Origin of the sequence: Chryseobacterium sp. OSA05B (assembly GCF_019970065.1) — a bacterium.
GTDB lineage: Bacteria > Bacteroidota > Bacteroidia > Flavobacteriales > Weeksellaceae > Chryseobacterium.
In genome coordinates this window covers 35,564-53,656 of the sequence record NZ_JAHXYH010000006.1, presented here as the reverse complement: position 1 = coordinate 53,656, position 18,093 = coordinate 35,564, and the positions used below count along the sequence as shown (strand labels likewise).

Sequence of the window (18,093 nt, the reverse complement as noted above, 5' to 3'; positions counted from 1 at the left end):
CATTCGGGTTCATCTATTATTTTTTTAATCACTGGATTTCTTAATTTTTGAAATAAAAACACATCTTTTCTCCTTTTGAAAAAAGAATACGACATACTTGTAATCGGTAGCGGATTGGGAGGTCTTGTTTCGGCTCTAATTTTGGCGAAAGAAGGTCTGAAAGTCTGTGTCCTGGAAAAAAATAACCAGTATGGCGGAAATCTGCAGACATTCTCGCGGGACAAACTGATCTTCGATACCGGAGTTCATTACCTTGGAGGCCTTTCAAAAGGACAGAATCTTCACCGTTTCTTTTCCTATCTTGAGATTATGGATGATCTGGAACTTCATAAGATGAATGAAGATGGCTACGATAGAATTTCTTTTGGTGAAGAAAGCATAGAATATCCTCATGCGCAGGGCTATGAAAACTTTGTTGAACAGCTCGCCGCATATTTCCCCAACGAAAAACAAAATCTGGAAAGCTATTGCGAAGAGATCCAGTATGTCTGTGCACAGTTTCCGAGATATCAGGTCATAGGAAAAGACAGTTATAATGAAGAAATTCTTCACCTCAATACCAAAAGATTCATAGAGTCCGTGACTCAGGATAAAAAGCTGCAGGCCGTATTGCTCGGGTCCAATTTTTTATATGGCGGTGATTCGGAACATATACCGTTCTACGTTCATGCCCTTACAGTGAATTCCTACATTCAGAGTGCCTATAAATGTGTCAAAGGAGGAAGCCAGATTACCAAACTTCTGATTAAAAAACTTCGCCAGTATGGAGCCGAAGTTCACAAGCATTCCGAAGTTTCGGAATTTATCTTTAATGAAAATAATGTTCTGTCTTCAGTAAAAACGAAGGATGGAAAGGAATATGCAGCGAAAAAATTCATTTCAAACATAGAAATTCGTTCTGCCATGAAACTGATGGGGGAAGACCGATTGAGAAAATCCTTTTCCAACAGAGTCATGAGCTGGGAGCCTGTTTCCTCATGCTTCAGCGTCTATCTGGTATTAAAACCGCATTCTTTCCCAAATTTTAATTACAATATTTACCACTATTCATCGGAAGAAATGGTGTGGAATGCATTCCGTTACTGCAAAGAAAGCTGGCCGGAAACCTATATGCTTTCCTCTACACAATCAAAGCATCATCCGGATTATGCGGAAAGCCTTACCGCAATTTCTTATATGGATTTCGATGAGGTTAAATCTTGGGAGAAAACCATCAATACCGTTGCAGAAGAGCATGAAAGAGGATTAAAGTACGAACAGTTCAAGCTTGAAAAGGCGGAAAAAATGATCTCGGCCTTAGAAAATAAAATTCCAAACCTGAGACATTCCATAAAAAGCATCTATACTTCATCGCCGCTGTCTTATAGGGACTATATAGGCAGTTTTGAAGGAAATATGTACGGATACATGAAAAATTCGGATAACCCGTTAAAAACAATGGTTTCGCCCCGCACAAAGACCGATAACCTGTTCCTTACCGGACAGTCTGTGAATATGCATGGAATTCTGGGTGTAACGATAGGCGCATTCAATACCTGTGCGGAAATTCTCGGAAAAGAAACGATAGACGATCGTCTGAAACAAATGATCAACACCCATGAAAACAAATAACAGACTCGCTGCAGTATTCCGGGGAATTCAGTTTTTCCTGATCCTTTCTCTTGTGTCGTGTGGCGTTTCAAAATCGGTTCATCATATTCCGGATATCAGCAGATATGCTTTGGAAACTCCAAAAGTCAATAAGATCAATGATTCTACATTCAGTTTTAATCAGAATTATTTAACCAAAAACAAACAGCAGCTCTGGGAACTTTATATCAAAGGAAATCCTTTACAGCTGGGATATAACAACGGAGCTCTGACTCAAAATCTGATGCAGCAGCAGGAAGAGATCTTTTTTTCCAAAGTGGAAGGCTTTGTTCCTTCAAAATTTAAACAAAAACTGCTTCGTGGATTTTTAAAATGGTACAACAGGAAAATGTATCTGAATGTAAGGGAAGATTATCAGGCTGAATTGTACGGTCTGGCGCAGTATTCCTCAGATCAATACAATTTTATTGCTCCGAAATATCTTCGTAACCTCTATCTTCACGGTGCTCACGACATTGGCCACGCCATGCAGGATCTGGCGATGGTAGGATGTACCTCAATTGCGGTCTGGAATGAAAATACGGAAGACGGTCAGCTGCTGATCGGAAGAAACTTTGATTTCTATGTCGGAGACGATTTTGCTAAAAATAAATTGATCGAATTTGTAGAGCCGGACACCGGAATTCCCTATATGTCCGTCAGCTGGCCGGGAATGATAGGCGTAGTTTCAGGGATGAATAAAGAAGGGATCAGCGTAACAATCAATGCAGGGAAATCTAAAATCCCGCTGACTGCAAAAACTCCAATTTCTCTGGTGACACGGGAAATTCTGCAGTATGCGAAAAATATTGACGAGGCGATTTCCATTGCAAAAAAAAGAAAAGTATTCGTCTCCGAATCTATTCTGGTGGGAAGCGCTCAAGATAAAAATGCGGTGATTATTGAAGTTTCACCTGAGAATTTCGGAGTCTACAAAGTTGAAAATACAAGCCGGGTTTTTTGTACCAATCATTTTCAGTCGGAAGCCTATAAAGACGATAAAAGAAATCAGAAACATATAGTAGAAAGTCATTCCGAATACCGCTACGAAAAGCTTCAGGAACTTCTTGAGGAAAAGAAAAAGCTCAATCCTGAAAAAATGGCAGCTATTTTACGTGATCAATCAGGGTTAAAAGGCCAGAAGATAGGCTACGGAAATGAAAAGGCAATCAATCAGCTGCTGGCACATCACGCCGTTTTATTTTCACCTGAAAAAAGGCTTGTCTGGGTTTCTTCCAATCCTTATCAGCTGGGGGAATTCGTATGCTACGATCTCAATGAAATCTTTTCCGGTAAAAAGGCAGCGGAAAGCTTACAGGCAAAAACAGTACTGAATATCGCGAGAGATCCTTTTGTAGATTCTCAGGAATTTGAGAACTATGAAATGTATAAAATGATGAGCGAAGAGGTAAGTGCTGCGACAGATAGTAAAGATATAGTCCTGACAGACGATTTCATTCCTCATTATCAGTCTTTGAATCCTGATTTCTGGTTGGTCTATTACCAGTCCGGCCAATATTATTACAGTAAAAAAGAGTTTTCAAATGCTAAAATAGCTTTTGAAAAAGCTCTGACAAAAGAAATTACTACCGTTCCGGACCGGAAAAATGTGGAGAAATATCTCAAGAAGACTTTAAAAAAATTAAAATGATCCCTAAACATATCAAACTGCTGTTCTGTATTCCTTTCGTCATCATTATCGGTTACACCGCTTATTTGCTTACCAGATACAGCGCTATTCCGGATATTATCCCAATTCATGGGTATGGAGGAAAGAATGACGGATTCGGTAGTAAACTGTTTCTTTTTGCACCCATCGTCTTAAATCTTATTATTCTAGGTTTTATCTGGCTAATAATCAGAAAACCAGACAAAATTAAATTTACTTTTGAAGTGAAAGAAGAAGATAAAGAAAAAAGCTATTATCAGTACCAGCTCGTTTTAATCATTCTCGCCATATTTGTAACCTTGATTATGAGTCCGTTATCTTTTTCGCATGTTGTATTTAAATAAATAGGAAGAATCATTACCATTTCATTTTTTGGATCAATGGATAAGTCATATTGAATATGAAATGAACTTTTTGCTTCATATGATAATTAATTTTTAAAGTTAAGATGTGAATCGTGTAACATTTTGTTATTTTTACTACTAACTAGGGAAGTAATTTAATTAATATTTCGTTAAAAAGTAATCATATGAAAAGAATTCGACTAAGTGTTAAGTTTTTATTGCTTTGTTCTTTTTTTGGTTTTGGCGCAATATCTGCTCAAAAACACGAGCAGGTGATCAAAGACTACGTTAATTCTGAAAAAACATTTCAAAGAATAAATCCCGAACTGAAAGCATTTACAATTGTGAATGTTGACCCTTCTAAAAGTTTGAACGGAGACATTGTAGGAATACAGCAGACCATTAATGGAGTTCCTGTCTTTGGAAGTTCAGCGAATGTACTGATCAGAGAGAATAAAGTACTGAATTTTGCAGATACTTTTCTTAAAACCTATCCTTCCAGCGTAAAAGGTAAGCAAAGTGCGCAAAAAGATGTACTGGTAGCACAAGCAGCAAAACAATTGAACGGACTGACTACCGCTAAAAATAATGAAGGAAAAGAAGAGCCTATAAAAACTAAGCTTGTTTATTTCGCAAAAGGCGGAGAACTTATCCTTGGATATTTGTTCAATGTAGAGGAGAAAGGAAGTGGCAATCTTTGGAGTTTGGTGATCAGCACAGAAGATGGTTCAGTTCTATACCGTGAAAATCTTACTATTTCATGTAATTTCCATGACGGTGACCACGAACATCTTCCTACCGAATTACATCAGTCAGAACTGAATAATCAGCCTTCCGTACTTCCTGCTTACATGAAGCAGGAAAATAACAGCCTTAACAAGAATTTTGTTCTGGCTCCGGACAATGCCTCTTATAATGTCCTGCCTTTCCCTGTGGAAGCACCTTCTTTTGGGGCAAGAGCACTGCTTAATAACCCTTGGGATCTGACCGCTTCTCCTGAAGGATGGCATTCGGATGGAACCAATCATTACACCAACACAAGAGGGAATAATGCCTACGCATACACCGACGAAAATAACAATAATACAGTTCAGTTTTCTGCCGATGGCGGAGCAGCAAGAGCTTTTGATTTTCCAATGGATGTGACCCTTCCTCCACAGAACTATACCTCTGCGGCTGTAACTAATTTATTTTACGTCAATAATAAAATGCATGATGTATTTTATAAATTAGGATTCACGGAGACGGCAAGAAACTTTCAAACTAATAACTTCGGCATTGGAGGTACAGGAAATGATGCTGTTTTAGCAGAAGCCAGAGACGGTGGAGCCTATAATAACGCAAACTTCCAATCACCGGCAGACGGATCTGCACCTAGAATGCAGATGTATCTGTTTGAGCCTACGCAGATGCAGAACCTTTTCTATAATTCACCATCAACTTATACAGGAAGAACACCGATAAGTAAGACGGCACAATTTGGTCCAAGGCTTGAAGGAAATGCGCCTGTAACCGGAAATTTAGCGCTTTCTGTACCGGCAGATGCATGTACCGCTGTAGCAGCGGGAAGCTTAACGGGTAAAATAGCAGTAGTAACTGCAGCAACTTGTGGTTTTGCAGTTAAAACCAAAAATTTGCAGAATGCCGGTGCTATAGGAGTTGTACAATATCATCCAAACAGTGATACTCCAATACCTTTAGGAGGGACTGACACTACGATTACGATCCCTACGATTATGATCGGAAAAACGGAAGGAGAATTTTTGACGGCTGAAATTACTGGTGGGGCAACGATTAATGCAACATTAAAATATGATAAATTAAATTACGTTTATAAAGACGGAAGCTTAGACAATGGAGTTATGGCCCACGAATATGGACATGGAATTACCAACCGTATGACGGGTACAGGAAACAACTGTCTGAATTTTGGTACTTCCAATGAGCAGATGGGAGAAGGATGGTCTGATTTCTTTGCCTTAATGCTAACCAACAAACCCGGAGACAATGCTGCTATTCCTAGAGGTATGGCTACTTTTACAGCCAGCCAGACTACAGATGGACCAGGGATAAGACCTGCTAAATATTCACCTGATTTTGCTGTTAATAACTTTACATACGCAAGAACTAACGGGATGAAGGTGAATGATATTCTTGGCGGAGTTCTTCCTGTTACAAGAGCTGATGTTCACAGTATAGGATTTGTATGGGCAACGATGCTTTGGGATCTTAACTGGAAATATGTAGAAAAATACGGCTATAACAGTAATGTACTGGCTAATCCTAACAGTGGAAGCGCAAGAGTACTGCAACTGGTTGTTGATGCTCTTAAGTTACAGCAGTGTAACCCCAATTTTATACAGGGAAGAGACGCCATCTTAGCTGCGGATCAGGCTAAAACTAACGGAGCAGATAAATGTCTGATCTGGAAAGTATTTGCGAAAAGAGGTCTTGGTGTCAATGCGGCTCCTGGTGGATTGACGGGTGTTTGGCAGGGATTCAACCAGCCGGCTCCGGATTTGAGCGACCAGGTTGAAAATTTCGATGTTCCTGCAGAATGTAATGCATTGGCAGTGAATGAAGCTGCTGCTAACACCAAAGGAATATCCATCTATCCGAATCCTGTGAAAACTGAATTTACCATCAAAACACCTTCAGGAATGGATCTTTCAGGAATCACTACAGTTTCAATTTATGATTTTACCGGGAAATTGGTTTCTTCAGAAAAAATCAATCTTAATAAGCAAACTACAGTGAATGCAAGTCAATTACTGAACGGAGCTTATATGGTGACGATCAAGGGTAATACCATTGATTACAGCCAGAAAATTATTGTTTCAAAATAAAAGTAGAATAATAACCACATAGAGAGGAAAGTCCTGGAGCTCTGCTTCAGGGCTTTTTTGTTTTTTGGATGTGTTTCTGAGTTTGAGAATGTCTGAAATCTGAAATTTCCCTACTCATTCTCCGGATTCAGTTTATTCAGGAAAAGGAATGTTGCAATACCTGATAGGGCAGACATAGATGTGGCCAGAATAGCGCTCCCGATCACATATTGAAGTAGATTATTCTTAATCAGCTCAAAATTGAGTTCAGTGCTTAAAATATTACTGTCGCCGTGTACAAAAGGAGAACCTAAAAATAGCGAAGCAGCAATAACAAAAGGAATAAATGGCGGAAGACTTACGTTTGATGCCACAAAAGCCAGAACTTTATTCAGCTTGAAAAGAATAGACAGCGAGATGACAAGAAGCGTGTGGAATCCCCAGAACGGAGAAAACCCTATAAATACGCCGAGAGCGATAGAAAATGCCTTTGTACGGTTGCTGCCGTTACTTTCAAGAACATCTTCCTTTATGAATCTTTTAAAGCTTTTTTTTTTGAAATTATTCACGAAGTTTCGCGGAATAATGTATAGAAGCGTGATCGTCACCAAAATCGTATTCAGAATGCTGATCCGCGTAAAATCTTTGAACGGTCTGAAATGAGAAACCCTTTCTGCAGGGTCGTATAAAACCTTGATCGGTACATTTTTTACAGGAACATGTCTCCAGGCAGTCCTTACAATGATTTCGATCTCAAATTCAAATTTTGGCGTAAAATATTTCTTCGGAATTTTTAACAATGGATATAGTCTGTAGCCGGATTGGGTATCTTCCAGCTTGATTCCGGTCTCAAACCAGAACCAGAAATTGGAAAACCTGTTGCCAAAGCTGCTTTTTTTCGGAATTCCGTCCTGTGACATATTGCGGTTTCCGATCAGAAGCACATCGTGTTTTTCCTGAAGGAGTGCTTCTACAAATACAGGAATATCATCCGGATAATGCTGACCATCAGAATCGATGGTGATCGCGTAATGATAACCCAGCTCTTTGGCCTTTCTGAAGCCAATTTTAAGCCCGTTTCCTTTGCCTTTGTTCTCAGGCAGGGAAATAACCGTTATTTGTGGATAGTTTGCTAAAATCTGTGGAGTAGAGTCGGTAGACCCGTCATTAACCGTAATAATGTTTTCGGTGTAATCCAAAACACCGTCTATTACTCTTTTCAGAGTTTTTTCATTATTGTAAGTAGGTATTAAAATACAGATCTTTTTCTCGGTCACTGCATTTTGTACTTCTGGAAGGGTCATTGTTTTATTTTATAGTGGCTCTATCTGCGTCTGTAAAGGATTTAGACTGCATCGCAAACTTTTTTACATAGCTTTTCAGGGTTGCGTTCTGCTTGCTGTAGTTACTGATAAGAAATGCTTTATCATCTTTGATACTGCCTCTATATCCTACTATTTTCGGAATATTTTCCTGAACACTCAGTCTGATCAGGCGTAATTCTATATTGTTCGGATTACTTTTGATAATGCTTTCCAGGCTAGTCGCACCGGTTTTTACAAGGGCTTTTCTGTTCTTTTTAGCAATCTTCGCTTCCATGATCTGTGCAGCGGCTTTGTAGCCTGTGGTAACGGCATCAGAACCGGATTGTTTTTCTGCAAGATTGATGAACGCCTGGGTATTTTCGTTGGACTGATTGGCCTTTGCATAGCTGTTTCTTAAAGATTCAAGATCAGTCTGGAAGAAAAGGATAAAAGCGGTTACGAGAGATAGGAGAAGTTTCATGAAATTATTTTTTATAGCTTACAGACATTTTTAATGCAATAGTCTCGCCAAAAGAAGTGATATTCTTTACTTTAACATCTTCTTCATTTTCAGTAATATCCAGCTGAAGTTTCAGGTCCGGCGTCTCAAAAGGATTGATAATGGCCATGAATTTTACATTCGAGGCTGTTTTTAAAAATAATTTGGAACTGGTGAATTCTTCTGTAAGCTCTTTTACGATCTGCATCATACAAACTCCCGGCGTCACCGGATTGCCAGGAAAATGGCCTTTAAAAATATCATGATCTTTATTCAGATGAATGTTTGCGGTGAAACTTCCATGGTCTCCCTTTTCAAAGGATTCTAAAGTGTAAAAGTCTGTAAGAATAGTTTGCATACAATTATTTTTTCATGTTAAAGGTATAATAAAGCCCTGTCTGGAAAACAACGTTGGAGTGATTCCTGTTGTAGCTGTCCACCGGTACAAAACCTTTTTTCACTCTGGCTTCGATACCGAAATTTTTGGTGATATCATATCCTAATCCGGCGGTAATTCCCAAATCGACCTCATTTTCAGGATCAAAATTCTTTTTATCTACAACAAATTCTAAAGTTGGTCCAACATGTACATTAAACTGGTTGAAATAGAATTTATTGATCAGCTGTAATCCGAGATAAGATACGGAAAGCGTTTTTCCGTCCCAGTTGTTTACATTCGTGCTTATTTTCGCTCCCTGTCTGGAATAATTGATCTCCGGCTGCAAAGCATAAAATTTTGCAAAACGGATATTTCCTATAAAACCGATATAAAAATCTGTTTTGGTTTTATAATCCAGATAAGGCGTAGCCGCATTGGGGAATTCCTGCTGATAGTAATAATTAAACTCTTCACTATTGGAGAAATGAGAGAAATTAGCACCCGCTCTGATTCCCGGATTGAAAGTCACCTGTGCAAAGGACAGTCCTGACAGTAAGGCGACAACTAAAAATAGAAGCTTTTTCATGTTAATTTTTTTCGGTTTCGGTTATTTGAAATAGTTTTATATTGATCTTAAAATCCTTATGTTGCAGGCTTAGGCTATCTGCGAAGATATGTTTTTTTGCTGCAAAACTGAAATCGATTTTTTCCTTATTGTTTTTGGTGTAAATGATGTTCTTCAGTAGTCCGCTTTCCTTATTGAAAAACAGATAGTAAGCCCTTTTGTCGGCTTTGGAAAGATAGATTTTAGAATGATCGTTTTCGAAAGATTCACTCACTGGAAATTTTCTTTTCAGGAGCTCCCGGAAGTCGTTCTTTAAAAAATTAATGACAATTTTTTTATCAAGATCCGGAAGGACATAGTTCAATTTAAAATCGTTCTCAGAAATTTCAAAATCAATTAATTTATTTCCAAAATCTGAAGTCATGGCCACGCGATGCGTTGTTTCATTGAGCTTTTTAATAATTAGAATTCCGCTTACATGATTTTTATAAATATCCATCTGACATTTATAAACATAATCTTCTCCGGAAGAAAAATATAAATTTTCGACCTTTCTCTCAGAACTCTGAACCGGTTTTGCATCTGTCAGTTGGTAGCTTTTGCACGAAACAAACAGCAGGAAAACCAGACTATAAACTAAACTCTGAAGCTGCAATCGCTGCATTGATCTTGGTGTTTTTGAATACAATATTGGTCGTATCTCCCGAAGCTTCCGTCATATTCACCTGTGAAACCGTAGATTGGTTTTTGGGAAAATGAAGCTCGATCTGTTTGATGTATTTCAACAATTGGGAAGATTTCGGGGTGAATTTAGCCACATTGAAATTTCCGTTTTTATAATAGGACACTGTAAATTCAGGATCGCTGAACATTTTTCCGTTTGAACTTCCTACGATAAGCTTATTGATCTTCTCAAAAGTCTTACTCTTGGCATCTACAGACGATTTTTTCCCCTGATCATTGATGAAAATTTTACCTTCTTTAAAAACAATGCTGTACTGATAAGGTTTTGTATACTTCCAGCTCAGCATATTCGGCGATTTTAAAGACATTTTTCCGTAAGTAACAATGCTTTTATCCAGAAAATCCATCTTTTTGGTCTGGGTAAAATCGCTCTGAAGTGTTTTGATCTCCTGGGTTTCGGAAGATACTTTTGTGACAAATGCTTTGGCTTCTGCCCCGGACATTGCGGTCATCTGGGCTGAAAAGAAGCCTGAAATGAATATAAATGCTCCGAAAACAATATTTTTAATCATTTTTATTTGATTTTGTTAATTGAATCGACTGTAAACGTCGAATATTTTTTATCCTTCAAAAATAACAATAAATCGACCAATACCTTATACGTCTTTTCAGAGGTATCGTGAAGAAGGATAATGCTTCCTTTCTTCAGGCCTTTGGTTACTTTTTTATAGATTTTCTTTTCATCTTCTGTAATGGTATCCAGTGAACGGACATTCCAGCCGATGCTTTTTTTATGAGTTCTTTTGATGGCTTTGGCGATATTCGGATTCGTAACACCAAAAGGAGGTCGGTACAAATCGGTTTTAATATGACCGGTTTTTAAGATGATTTCGTCACATTTTTCAATCTCCTCTGCCATTTTTGAGGTTGACAGAAATCCTGTATTGTTTGAATGTGAAAGCGTGTGATTTCCGATGGTGTGGCCTTCAGCAATTATCCGCTGAAAGGTTTCCGGATATTTCTCGATCTGTTTTCCGATACAGAAAAAAGTAGCTTTTACCTGATGTTCTTTAAGCAGATCTAAAAATTTCGGAGTGAATTCAGTGGGTCCGTCATCAAAAGTCAGGGCAACTTCATTGATTTTCGTTCTTTTATGGGTAATGCTGTTCACAAAATATCCCAGCGTGATATCAAATGATCCCCAGACCACAACGAAAGAAAAAGCCAGAAAACCTGCCAGATAAACCCAGAAACTTCCATGAAACGCGTAAATAAATACGTTGCAGAAAAGATAAAATAGAATAAATGGATAGTGCTTCATCTTCCGGTATTTTGAATTGTAATTATTTTAATCAGTGTATGCGGAAAGCCAACGGGTCACTTTCTTCCTTTTATTAAGTTCTTTCCAGCAGCATCAGACTATGGTCATTTCCCGCCAGATGATTGTACAGAAGGATATTTTTAACTTCTGTCTTTTGTGCTGAACGGATCATCATGATTTCCGGAATGTGCTGTTCCTTCAGAATATGACAGGCCATAAATGTGGAAAAACCACTTGCCGTATTGAATTCCCCACTCAGATGTTTATAATACAGTAAAGCTGAATTCTGGAATGCATCCATTGCTTTTGTATAATAAACATCGGATGTAGAGTCACTACTGAATCCTAAGATCACAGCATCGATGTCTTCATGTTTCAAATTGTTTTTTGCTAAAAAGTCTGCTATAAAAGAAGGTGTTTCTTCTGCATCCAATCTATTAATAATCTGAATGTCTCTAAGTTTTGCGTAAGAACTTTCCGTCTGATCTTTTCCTAAAACAAAGAAAGCAGCACCTTCGCCCCAGATCACACCATCCGTTTTTGAATGTAAATAATCAGCGGGAAGATCATCTTCTTTTTTAATGGTATTGTTGAGACGGTAAAGTTCCATTGTTCTGTCCGTCTGCTCATCTGCAGCACCTACGAGAACATTTTCAGCCTCTCCGTCGTTGATCTGAAGCTTAGCGTCCAGAAAAGAGAATTCCAGTGAGGAAGAGGTGTTGACATACGTGAAATTATACGCATGACACTGAAGTCCCAGAGCAATCTGCCCTGCAACGGTATTGTGAGTCGACTGGATAAAAAATGTCGGAGTCAGGAACTCTTCATTATTATCGATGACGTTTTTCAGAAACTTTTCAGAATCTTGGGAACATCCCATTCCCGTTCCTACAATGATGGCATCCGGTTTTTCAATTCCTGCTTCTTTTAAAGCGTAACTGGAAGCTACGGAGCTCATTTTTACAGTTTTAGACATTCTCCTGATCATCGCAGGCGGAATAAATTCTTTATAGTTAGGATCTACAGCTTTTAAAATCTGAACCGACTGGTCAGCTTTAAGATCCCAGAAGAAATTTTCTTTTAAAGTGTCCTGAACAGAGATGCAGGATGCACTGTTGATGTATACTGCGTTCATGATTTTGAGAAAATTAAGGTGGAACAGTTACCGCCGAATCCAAATGAATTGGAAAGAACATGATTAATATTTTTCTCTTTCAGTTCTGTAACCGGAGTTAAATCAAATTCTGTCATTTTCGTTTTGAAATTCAGATTGGGGAAAATGATGCTGTGCTGCATCGCCAAAATGGAAAATACGGCTTCAATTCCCGCCGCTGCTGCCAGAGTATGTCCTGTAAAAGCTTTGGTAGAACTGAATTCAGGAACCTGTCCTTCACCGAAGATTCTGATCATGGCAATTCCTTCTGATAAATCATTATTGGGAGTCGCCGTTCCGTGAACGTTGATGTAATCGATGTTCTTTTTTTCCAGTCCGGATATTTTAAGAGCCTGCTGCATAGCGAGAAAAGCTCCCTGTCCGTTTTCTGACGATGCGGTCTGATGATGGGCGTCATTCGCATTGCCATAGCCGGAAAGATAAGCCAGGACTTTTTTGTTCTCTTTTTTTACGACTTCATCAGATTCAAGAATGATAAAAGCAGCAGCTTCACCAAGATTCAAGCCTTTTCTGTCGTTATCAAATGGTGTATTGTAAGAATCTGTAAGGATCATCAGCGTGTTGAAGCCATTCAAAGTAAATTTTGAAAGAGAATCCGTTCCACCCACGATCACACGGTCTAAAACTCCGTTTTTAATCAGTTTAGCACCCATCATGATAGCATTCGCGGCTGAAGAGCAGGCTGTACTGATGGTGGAAACCATACCTTTTAATCCAAGATAATCAGCGATGGCCAAGGAGGAATTTCCTGCATCGTGAGCATCGATGTATTTTTGCTTTTCAGGAAAGTCTTCGTAAGAGTAGAAATACCTTTCAGTGATATCCATTCCGGCTACACTGGTAGAAGAGATCAGACCGGTTTTGTATTCATTGATATCTGAAATTCCGGCAGATGCTACAGCTTCTTTTGCGGCCATCATGCCCAATAAAGAAGTTCTCGTCACATTATTGTCTTCAGGCAGCTGAAGCTGTTGTACAAGCTCTTCATTAGACCATTTTATTTCGCCTGTTTTTATACTTCCGGCATGGCGGGTTTCAAACATCTGGATGTCAGAAATTCCGTTTTTTCCGGTTTTTAACGAAATAAAATTTTCCTCCACATTGTTTCCGATGGAAGAAATGATGCCCATTCCTGTGATGGCAATTTTCTTGTTCATTTATTATTTTAATATAAACAGTATACCAATGTATCAATGTACCAGTTTACCAATAATTGCTGCACTGTTAAACTATTACATGGGTACATTTATTTATTTTGTTCTGTTGTCTTCAATGAACTGAGCCATTGTATCAATAGATTGGAAAATTTCCTTTCCTTTTTTAGGATCGGCTAATTTTATTCCGTAGTCTTTATCCAAAAGAACAATAAGCTCAAGAGCGTCGATAGAATCAAGACCCAATCCGCCTCCGAAAAGAGGATCCGTATCTTTGATCTCCTCTACAGAAACGTCTTCAAGGTTTAGAACTTCAATGATTTTGTGCTTTAATTCTGTTTTTAAGTTTTCCATAATTATTTAATTTACCAGTTTGGCAATGTACCAGTTTACCAATAATTGTTACATTGCTACACTGTTATAGTGTTACATTTTTATAAGGTTAGCAAATATACAAAAGCTTTATAATTTTCCTGATAAAGTTCCGTCCAGCCGCAGAGAACTTTTTCTGCTTTCCCGGACAGCAGGATCTGCTCTGCATAGTCGTTTAAAAATTGTTCATCCAATTCATCCAGAACGAAAAAAGCATTTTCCGTCTGCATTTGATGTTTAATGCTGATCTCACCTACACAGATATTAGGTAAGGTGTAGACAAATACGGCAGGGCTCGGGAAGTAATTTTCTTCTGAGTTGATACTTTCCTGATATTTGAAATCGGTATCCAGACTGGATGATCGGTTGGCAAGAACCACTGCTGTTCTGCTGTGATCTTCGTCTTTTAAAATCATTTCAGCAGCGAGAAAAGCAAGCTTACTCAGGTTATCCATCTTGTGAAATTTGGAATAATTGAGTTCTAAACTTTTATAAGCTTCTTTCGCGAAATCGTGAAATGTTTCCGCCTGGCTTTCAAAAACAGGAAGTCCGTTAACGGTTATTTTTGAATGTTCTATGGTACAGCTGTCAGTTTTCTTCATCACTTTCATTTTAACATTTTTCCAAAACAATCGCTGCATTGCATCCGCCAAAGCCTGAAGCTGTCTTTAAAATATATTGAATGGATGCAGACTGGTTTTCTGTAATGATATTTAAAGATTGGGAAACTCCCGTTTCTTCAAAGTTTTTAGAAGGAATCAGCAGTCCGTGGCGGGCGCTTTCCATGGAGATAATGCTTTCCAAAAGTCCCGACGCACCAAGACAGTGTCCGTAATATCCTTTCATGCTGTTCAATGGAGCATTTCGAAGTTTCATTCTGTTGAAAGCGATGGCTTCCATCTCGTCATTATAGATCGTGGCGGTTCCGTGGGCGGAAATAAAATCAATCTGATCAGCGGTGATATTCGCTTCAGTCATTGCATTTTTGATGCTTGCATACAGTCCGTCTCCTGTTCTGGAAGGTCCGGAAATATGGTTGGCATCATTTACTGCGGAATCGCCCAGTATTTTAAACCTAAATTTTTCGTTTTCACTTGGGGCAGAAGTAATATATACTGCTGCTGTGCCTTCACCGATATTGATTCCGTTTCTTTTTTTGTCGTAAGGTTTGCATGGCTCTGTTCCGATGGCCTGGAAAGAGTTGAATCCTGAGATTACAAACTCCGAAACCTCATCACCTGCTATTACGAAGGCATCTTTGTATTTTCCAGCCTGGATCATGTTTTTAGCAACAGCAATAGCCATTACTCCTGAAACGCAGGCATTGGAAACCACGATGGGTTTTGTTTTAAACCCAAAATAATCAGCAATTTTTTGTGCTAATTTTGAAAGATAAACACCTTCCGGTAATGCCGTCTGATTTTTTAATAAGCTGATATTCCCCTTGGTAGTTGATAAGATAAAAGCGGTTTCTTCAGTAATTTCATGCTTTTCAACCAAAGATTTTAAGCTGAGAAGAAACATTTTTTCCAGTCTTGTAAAATCCTGATCGTCAAAATTGTTTTTAAATTCTTCTTCTAGCTTTTCAGTGTCAATAATGGAAGCATAAAAAGCTTCCTGATTTTCTATCACCTGATGCAGACCAACGCCTGATTTTCCTTCTACCAGATGATTCCAGTTCGAAGTGATGTCAAATCCTAAAGGAGTGACACAGTTGTAGTCTGTAATATAAATTTCTTTCTTCATTATAATCCCATTTTATCTTTCCATGCCTGAAAAAACTCAGGATTATAAAGGCACAGGCTTCCGTTGCTGTCTAAGAAAACCTGAATGGTTTCTCCACTGCATACCAGCTGATCATCCTGATTTAAAAGCTCATAGGTATAGATCAGTTTGGCAGATACCGAATTCACAAACGTGGTAACGATCCTGAATGTTTCTCCATATTTTAACGGAAGGAAATGTTCGCAGGTGCTTTTTACGATAGGCGTCACGTAGCCTTCTCTCTGAATATCAAGATAAGTAAGGCCATGCTCTCTTCCGAAGGCTTCTCTTCCATCTTCAAAATACACGATATAATGTCCGTGCCAGACGATGCCCAGCGGATCTGTTTCATTGAATCTTACCCTTACTTCTTCTGTACAGGTTAATATGTTTTCTTTAGACTGCATTTTGTTTCCTTTCGTAAAAAATAGAAATCGCGACCATCGCAATATAGAACGCAAAGAGGAAAGCAAGTTCTTTGGCAATTCCTCCGATACCACTGTTTCTTAAAATAATATCATAATAGGCATTCAGTCCCCAGTTCATCGGGGAGAATTTAGCTACAGTCTGCATAAATTCCGGCATTAAAAATACGGGAACCCATATTCCTCCGATAGCTGCTAAGACCACTACTGAAGTGGCTCCGAAAGGCGCAGACTGCTCCTGAGTATCTGCAATAGTTCCCAGCAAAACTCCAAATCCGATGGCTGCCAGTCCGGAAAATAAAGTGACCACAATAAGCTGTAACATTTTTCCTGAGACATCAAATGCCGGCAGATCCATATAAGGGAAAAGATAGATTCCCACAGCGACCATCAGTAAAAATTGAATGATACAGATGATGAGATACGTAAATGTTTTTCCTAAAATATGAACAAAGTACGGTGTAGGGCTGATTCTTGCTCTTACGCTGGTGCCCTGACTTTTTTCTTTGACTAAATTGATAGAAAGCGGAACGACAATAAAGAAGATCGCAAAAAGCGTCCAGGCCGGAACATTGTGCTGAACCGAGTTCGGCATCACATCCATGGCTCCTTTTTTCGGGGTGATCTCTTTGAAGCTGATGAGGTTTTTGTTTTCATCAAGGTTTTCTTCCGTTCCTAACTGATCCTGAAATGCTTTGTAGATCTTTTTGTTTTCGATCTCAAAAACCATTTTATTCACGGAATTCATCACGGAGTTTTTGAATCCAACATTGGTTGCCGGGTCAAAATACAGATGAATTTCTTTGGCTTTCGGAGCTGCTTTTTTCACAGCTGCCGTATCTCCCTCCAGTCCGAATGAACTTACGATCGTCTGAACTTTGGAATCTATATTTGAATTTAAATCTTTCGTTAAGTTTTCAGGAATAACAATCGCCATCTGGTAATCTCCGGAAAATACAGCTTCCTGTGCTGACCTTTCGGTGTAATTGGTCAGCAGCTGGAACGTTTTGCTGGTTTCCAGTTCCTGTTTTATGTTTTTAGATACCTCGGATTTGTCATTGTCAATGAAAATAATCGGGATTTTTGAACCTTCCAGATTTTTGAAAGTAGAATCCTGAATTAAAGTAATCGTTACAATTAACAGCAACGGCATGACGAAAATAATGACTATTCCCCCGATATCTCTCTTCAGAAGAAGGATTTCCTTCACGAAGCTTCTCCAAAGTTTATACAACAACATCTCTTAGTTCTTTTCCTGTTAATGATATGAAAACGTCTTCCAGGTTTTCAGCGTTGGCAATCTGTGCCACCAGTTCTTCCGGCGTTCCTACGGCGTGAATTCTTCCTCTGTCGATAATGGCGATCTTTGTACAGAATTCTTCTGCCTCGGAAAGGTGGTGGGAGGTGTAGATGATACACGTTCCGTTTTTATTCAGCTCCTGCAAGAAATCAATGATTACTTTCTTAGACTGAACATCAACACCTACCGTAGGTTCATCGAGAAACAGTACTTTAGGATTGTGAAGCGTTCCTGCGATAAGATTGCAGCGGCGTTTCATTCCTCCGGAGAACTGTTCTACTTTTTTATCTGCAAACTTTGAAAGGCCCATGATTTCTAAAGATTCATCGATGATTCTTTTAAGTTCTTTATGCTTTAATCCGTACAGACTTCCGTAGAACATTAGGTTTTCTTTTGCCGTAAGAGTAGGATAGAGCGCATATTCCTGAGGCACGATTCCGATGATCTCCTTGATCTTGAAACTGTCTTTCTGAGGAGACAGACCGTTGATCGTAAACTGTCCGGAAGTGGGTTTGATTAATCCTGAAAGCATGGAAATCAGAGTGGTTTTTCCGGCACCGTTTGGCCCCAGAATACCATAAATTTCATTTTTCTCAATATTCAGCGAGATATCATTCACAGAAAACTCTTCGGAGTTTTTGTACTTTTTGTATAGATTTTTGATCTCAATCATGTTCTCCGCCAT

The 18,093-nt window shown here is 38.8% G+C and carries 19 protein-coding genes; 4 read left to right on the top strand and 15 right to left on the bottom strand.

Annotated elements, in window-relative coordinates; translation table 11 throughout:
* Positions 1-75 precede the first annotated feature (75 nt).
* The 4 genes from LC419_RS20060 (at position 76) to LC419_RS20045 (ending at position 6,488) form a co-directional block, all read left to right on the top strand.
* Complete coding sequence (locus tag LC419_RS20060) at positions 76-1,611, top strand: NAD(P)/FAD-dependent oxidoreductase (protein WP_223609016.1); 1,536 nt, start codon at positions 76-78, stop codon at positions 1,609-1,611.
* Positions 1,598-3,280: a C45 family peptidase gene (locus LC419_RS20055; RefSeq protein WP_223609015.1), complete on the top strand. Its 1,683-nt coding sequence runs from the start codon at positions 1,598-1,600 to the stop codon at positions 3,278-3,280. The genes LC419_RS20060 and LC419_RS20055 overlap by 14 nt, the downstream gene beginning before the upstream one ends.
* A complete protein-coding gene (locus LC419_RS20050) occupies positions 3,277-3,642 on the top strand; it encodes a DUF1648 domain-containing protein (RefSeq protein WP_223609014.1) in 366 nt (121 codons plus the stop codon). Before LC419_RS20055 ends, LC419_RS20050 begins: the two co-directional genes overlap by 4 nt.
* A gap of 185 nt (positions 3,643-3,827) precedes the next feature.
* Positions 3,828-6,488, top strand: coding sequence for a T9SS-dependent M36 family metallopeptidase (locus tag LC419_RS20045; RefSeq protein ID WP_223609013.1), 2,661 nt, complete (start codon positions 3,828-3,830; stop codon positions 6,486-6,488).
* Positions 6,489-6,598: 110 nt separating this feature from the next.
* On the opposite strand, the gene LC419_RS20040 is transcribed toward LC419_RS20045, so the two are convergent.
* The 15 genes from LC419_RS20040 to LC419_RS19970 form a co-directional block, all read right to left on the bottom strand.
* Positions 6,599-7,771 carry a DUF2062 domain-containing protein gene (locus tag LC419_RS20040; RefSeq protein WP_223609012.1) on the bottom strand — a complete coding sequence of 391 codons (1,173 nt, stop codon included), beginning with the start codon at positions 7,769-7,771 and terminating at the stop codon, positions 6,599-6,601.
* A gap of 4 nt (positions 7,772-7,775) precedes the next feature.
* The gene (locus tag LC419_RS20035) at positions 7,776-8,252 is read right to left on the bottom strand and encodes a hypothetical protein (RefSeq protein ID WP_223609011.1); all 477 of its coding nucleotides are present in this window, start codon (positions 8,250-8,252) and stop codon (positions 7,776-7,778) included.
* 4 nt (positions 8,253-8,256) lie between these two features.
* Positions 8,257-8,628, bottom strand: coding sequence for a 3-hydroxyacyl-ACP dehydratase (locus LC419_RS20030; RefSeq protein ID WP_223609010.1), 372 nt, complete (start codon positions 8,626-8,628; stop codon positions 8,257-8,259).
* A 4-nt stretch (positions 8,629-8,632) separates the two neighbouring features.
* A complete protein-coding gene (locus LC419_RS20025) occupies positions 8,633-9,235 on the bottom strand; it encodes an outer membrane beta-barrel protein (protein WP_223609009.1) in 603 nt (200 codons plus the stop codon).
* A 1-nt stretch (position 9,236) separates the two neighbouring features.
* Positions 9,237-9,878, bottom strand: a complete 642-nt coding sequence (locus LC419_RS20020; protein ID WP_223609008.1) for a hypothetical protein — start codon at positions 9,876-9,878, stop codon at positions 9,237-9,239.
* Positions 9,844-10,470 (bottom strand): outer membrane lipoprotein carrier protein LolA, encoded by a 627-nt coding sequence (locus LC419_RS20015; RefSeq protein WP_223609007.1) that lies wholly within the window; start codon positions 10,468-10,470, stop codon positions 9,844-9,846. The genes LC419_RS20020 and LC419_RS20015 overlap by 35 nt, the downstream gene beginning before the upstream one ends.
* Before the next feature lie 2 nt (positions 10,471-10,472).
* Positions 10,473-11,219 carry a polysaccharide deacetylase family protein gene (locus tag LC419_RS20010; protein WP_223609006.1) on the bottom strand — a complete coding sequence of 249 codons (747 nt, stop codon included), beginning with the start codon at positions 11,217-11,219 and terminating at the stop codon, positions 10,473-10,475.
* Between the two features lie 73 nt (positions 11,220-11,292).
* Complete coding sequence (locus tag LC419_RS20005) at positions 11,293-12,354, bottom strand: beta-ketoacyl synthase N-terminal-like domain-containing protein (protein WP_223609005.1); 1,062 nt, start codon at positions 12,352-12,354, stop codon at positions 11,293-11,295.
* The gene (locus LC419_RS20000) at positions 12,351-13,550 is read right to left on the bottom strand and encodes a beta-ketoacyl-[acyl-carrier-protein] synthase family protein (RefSeq protein WP_223609004.1); all 1,200 of its coding nucleotides are present in this window, start codon (positions 13,548-13,550) and stop codon (positions 12,351-12,353) included. The genes LC419_RS20005 and LC419_RS20000 overlap by 4 nt, the downstream gene beginning before the upstream one ends.
* Before the next feature lie 93 nt (positions 13,551-13,643).
* Positions 13,644-13,901, bottom strand: coding sequence for a phosphopantetheine-binding protein (locus tag LC419_RS19995; protein ID WP_034727005.1), 258 nt, complete (start codon positions 13,899-13,901; stop codon positions 13,644-13,646).
* Between the two features lie 80 nt (positions 13,902-13,981).
* Positions 13,982-14,521: a 3-oxoacyl-ACP synthase gene (locus LC419_RS19990; RefSeq protein ID WP_223609003.1), complete on the bottom strand. Its 540-nt coding sequence runs from the start codon at positions 14,519-14,521 to the stop codon at positions 13,982-13,984.
* Between the two features lie 10 nt (positions 14,522-14,531).
* Complete coding sequence (locus LC419_RS19985) at positions 14,532-15,665, bottom strand: beta-ketoacyl synthase N-terminal-like domain-containing protein (RefSeq protein ID WP_223609002.1); 1,134 nt, start codon at positions 15,663-15,665, stop codon at positions 14,532-14,534.
* Positions 15,665-16,090, bottom strand: a complete 426-nt coding sequence (locus LC419_RS19980) for a thioesterase family protein (RefSeq protein WP_223609001.1) — start codon at positions 16,088-16,090, stop codon at positions 15,665-15,667. The genes LC419_RS19985 and LC419_RS19980 overlap by 1 nt, the downstream gene beginning before the upstream one ends.
* The gene (locus tag LC419_RS19975) at positions 16,080-17,348 is read right to left on the bottom strand and encodes an ABC transporter permease (protein WP_223609000.1); all 1,269 of its coding nucleotides are present in this window, start codon (positions 17,346-17,348) and stop codon (positions 16,080-16,082) included. The genes LC419_RS19980 and LC419_RS19975 overlap by 11 nt, the downstream gene beginning before the upstream one ends.
* Positions 17,335-18,093 (bottom strand): ABC transporter ATP-binding protein, encoded by a 759-nt coding sequence (locus tag LC419_RS19970; protein WP_223608999.1) that lies wholly within the window; start codon positions 18,091-18,093, stop codon positions 17,335-17,337. The genes LC419_RS19975 and LC419_RS19970 overlap by 14 nt, the downstream gene beginning before the upstream one ends.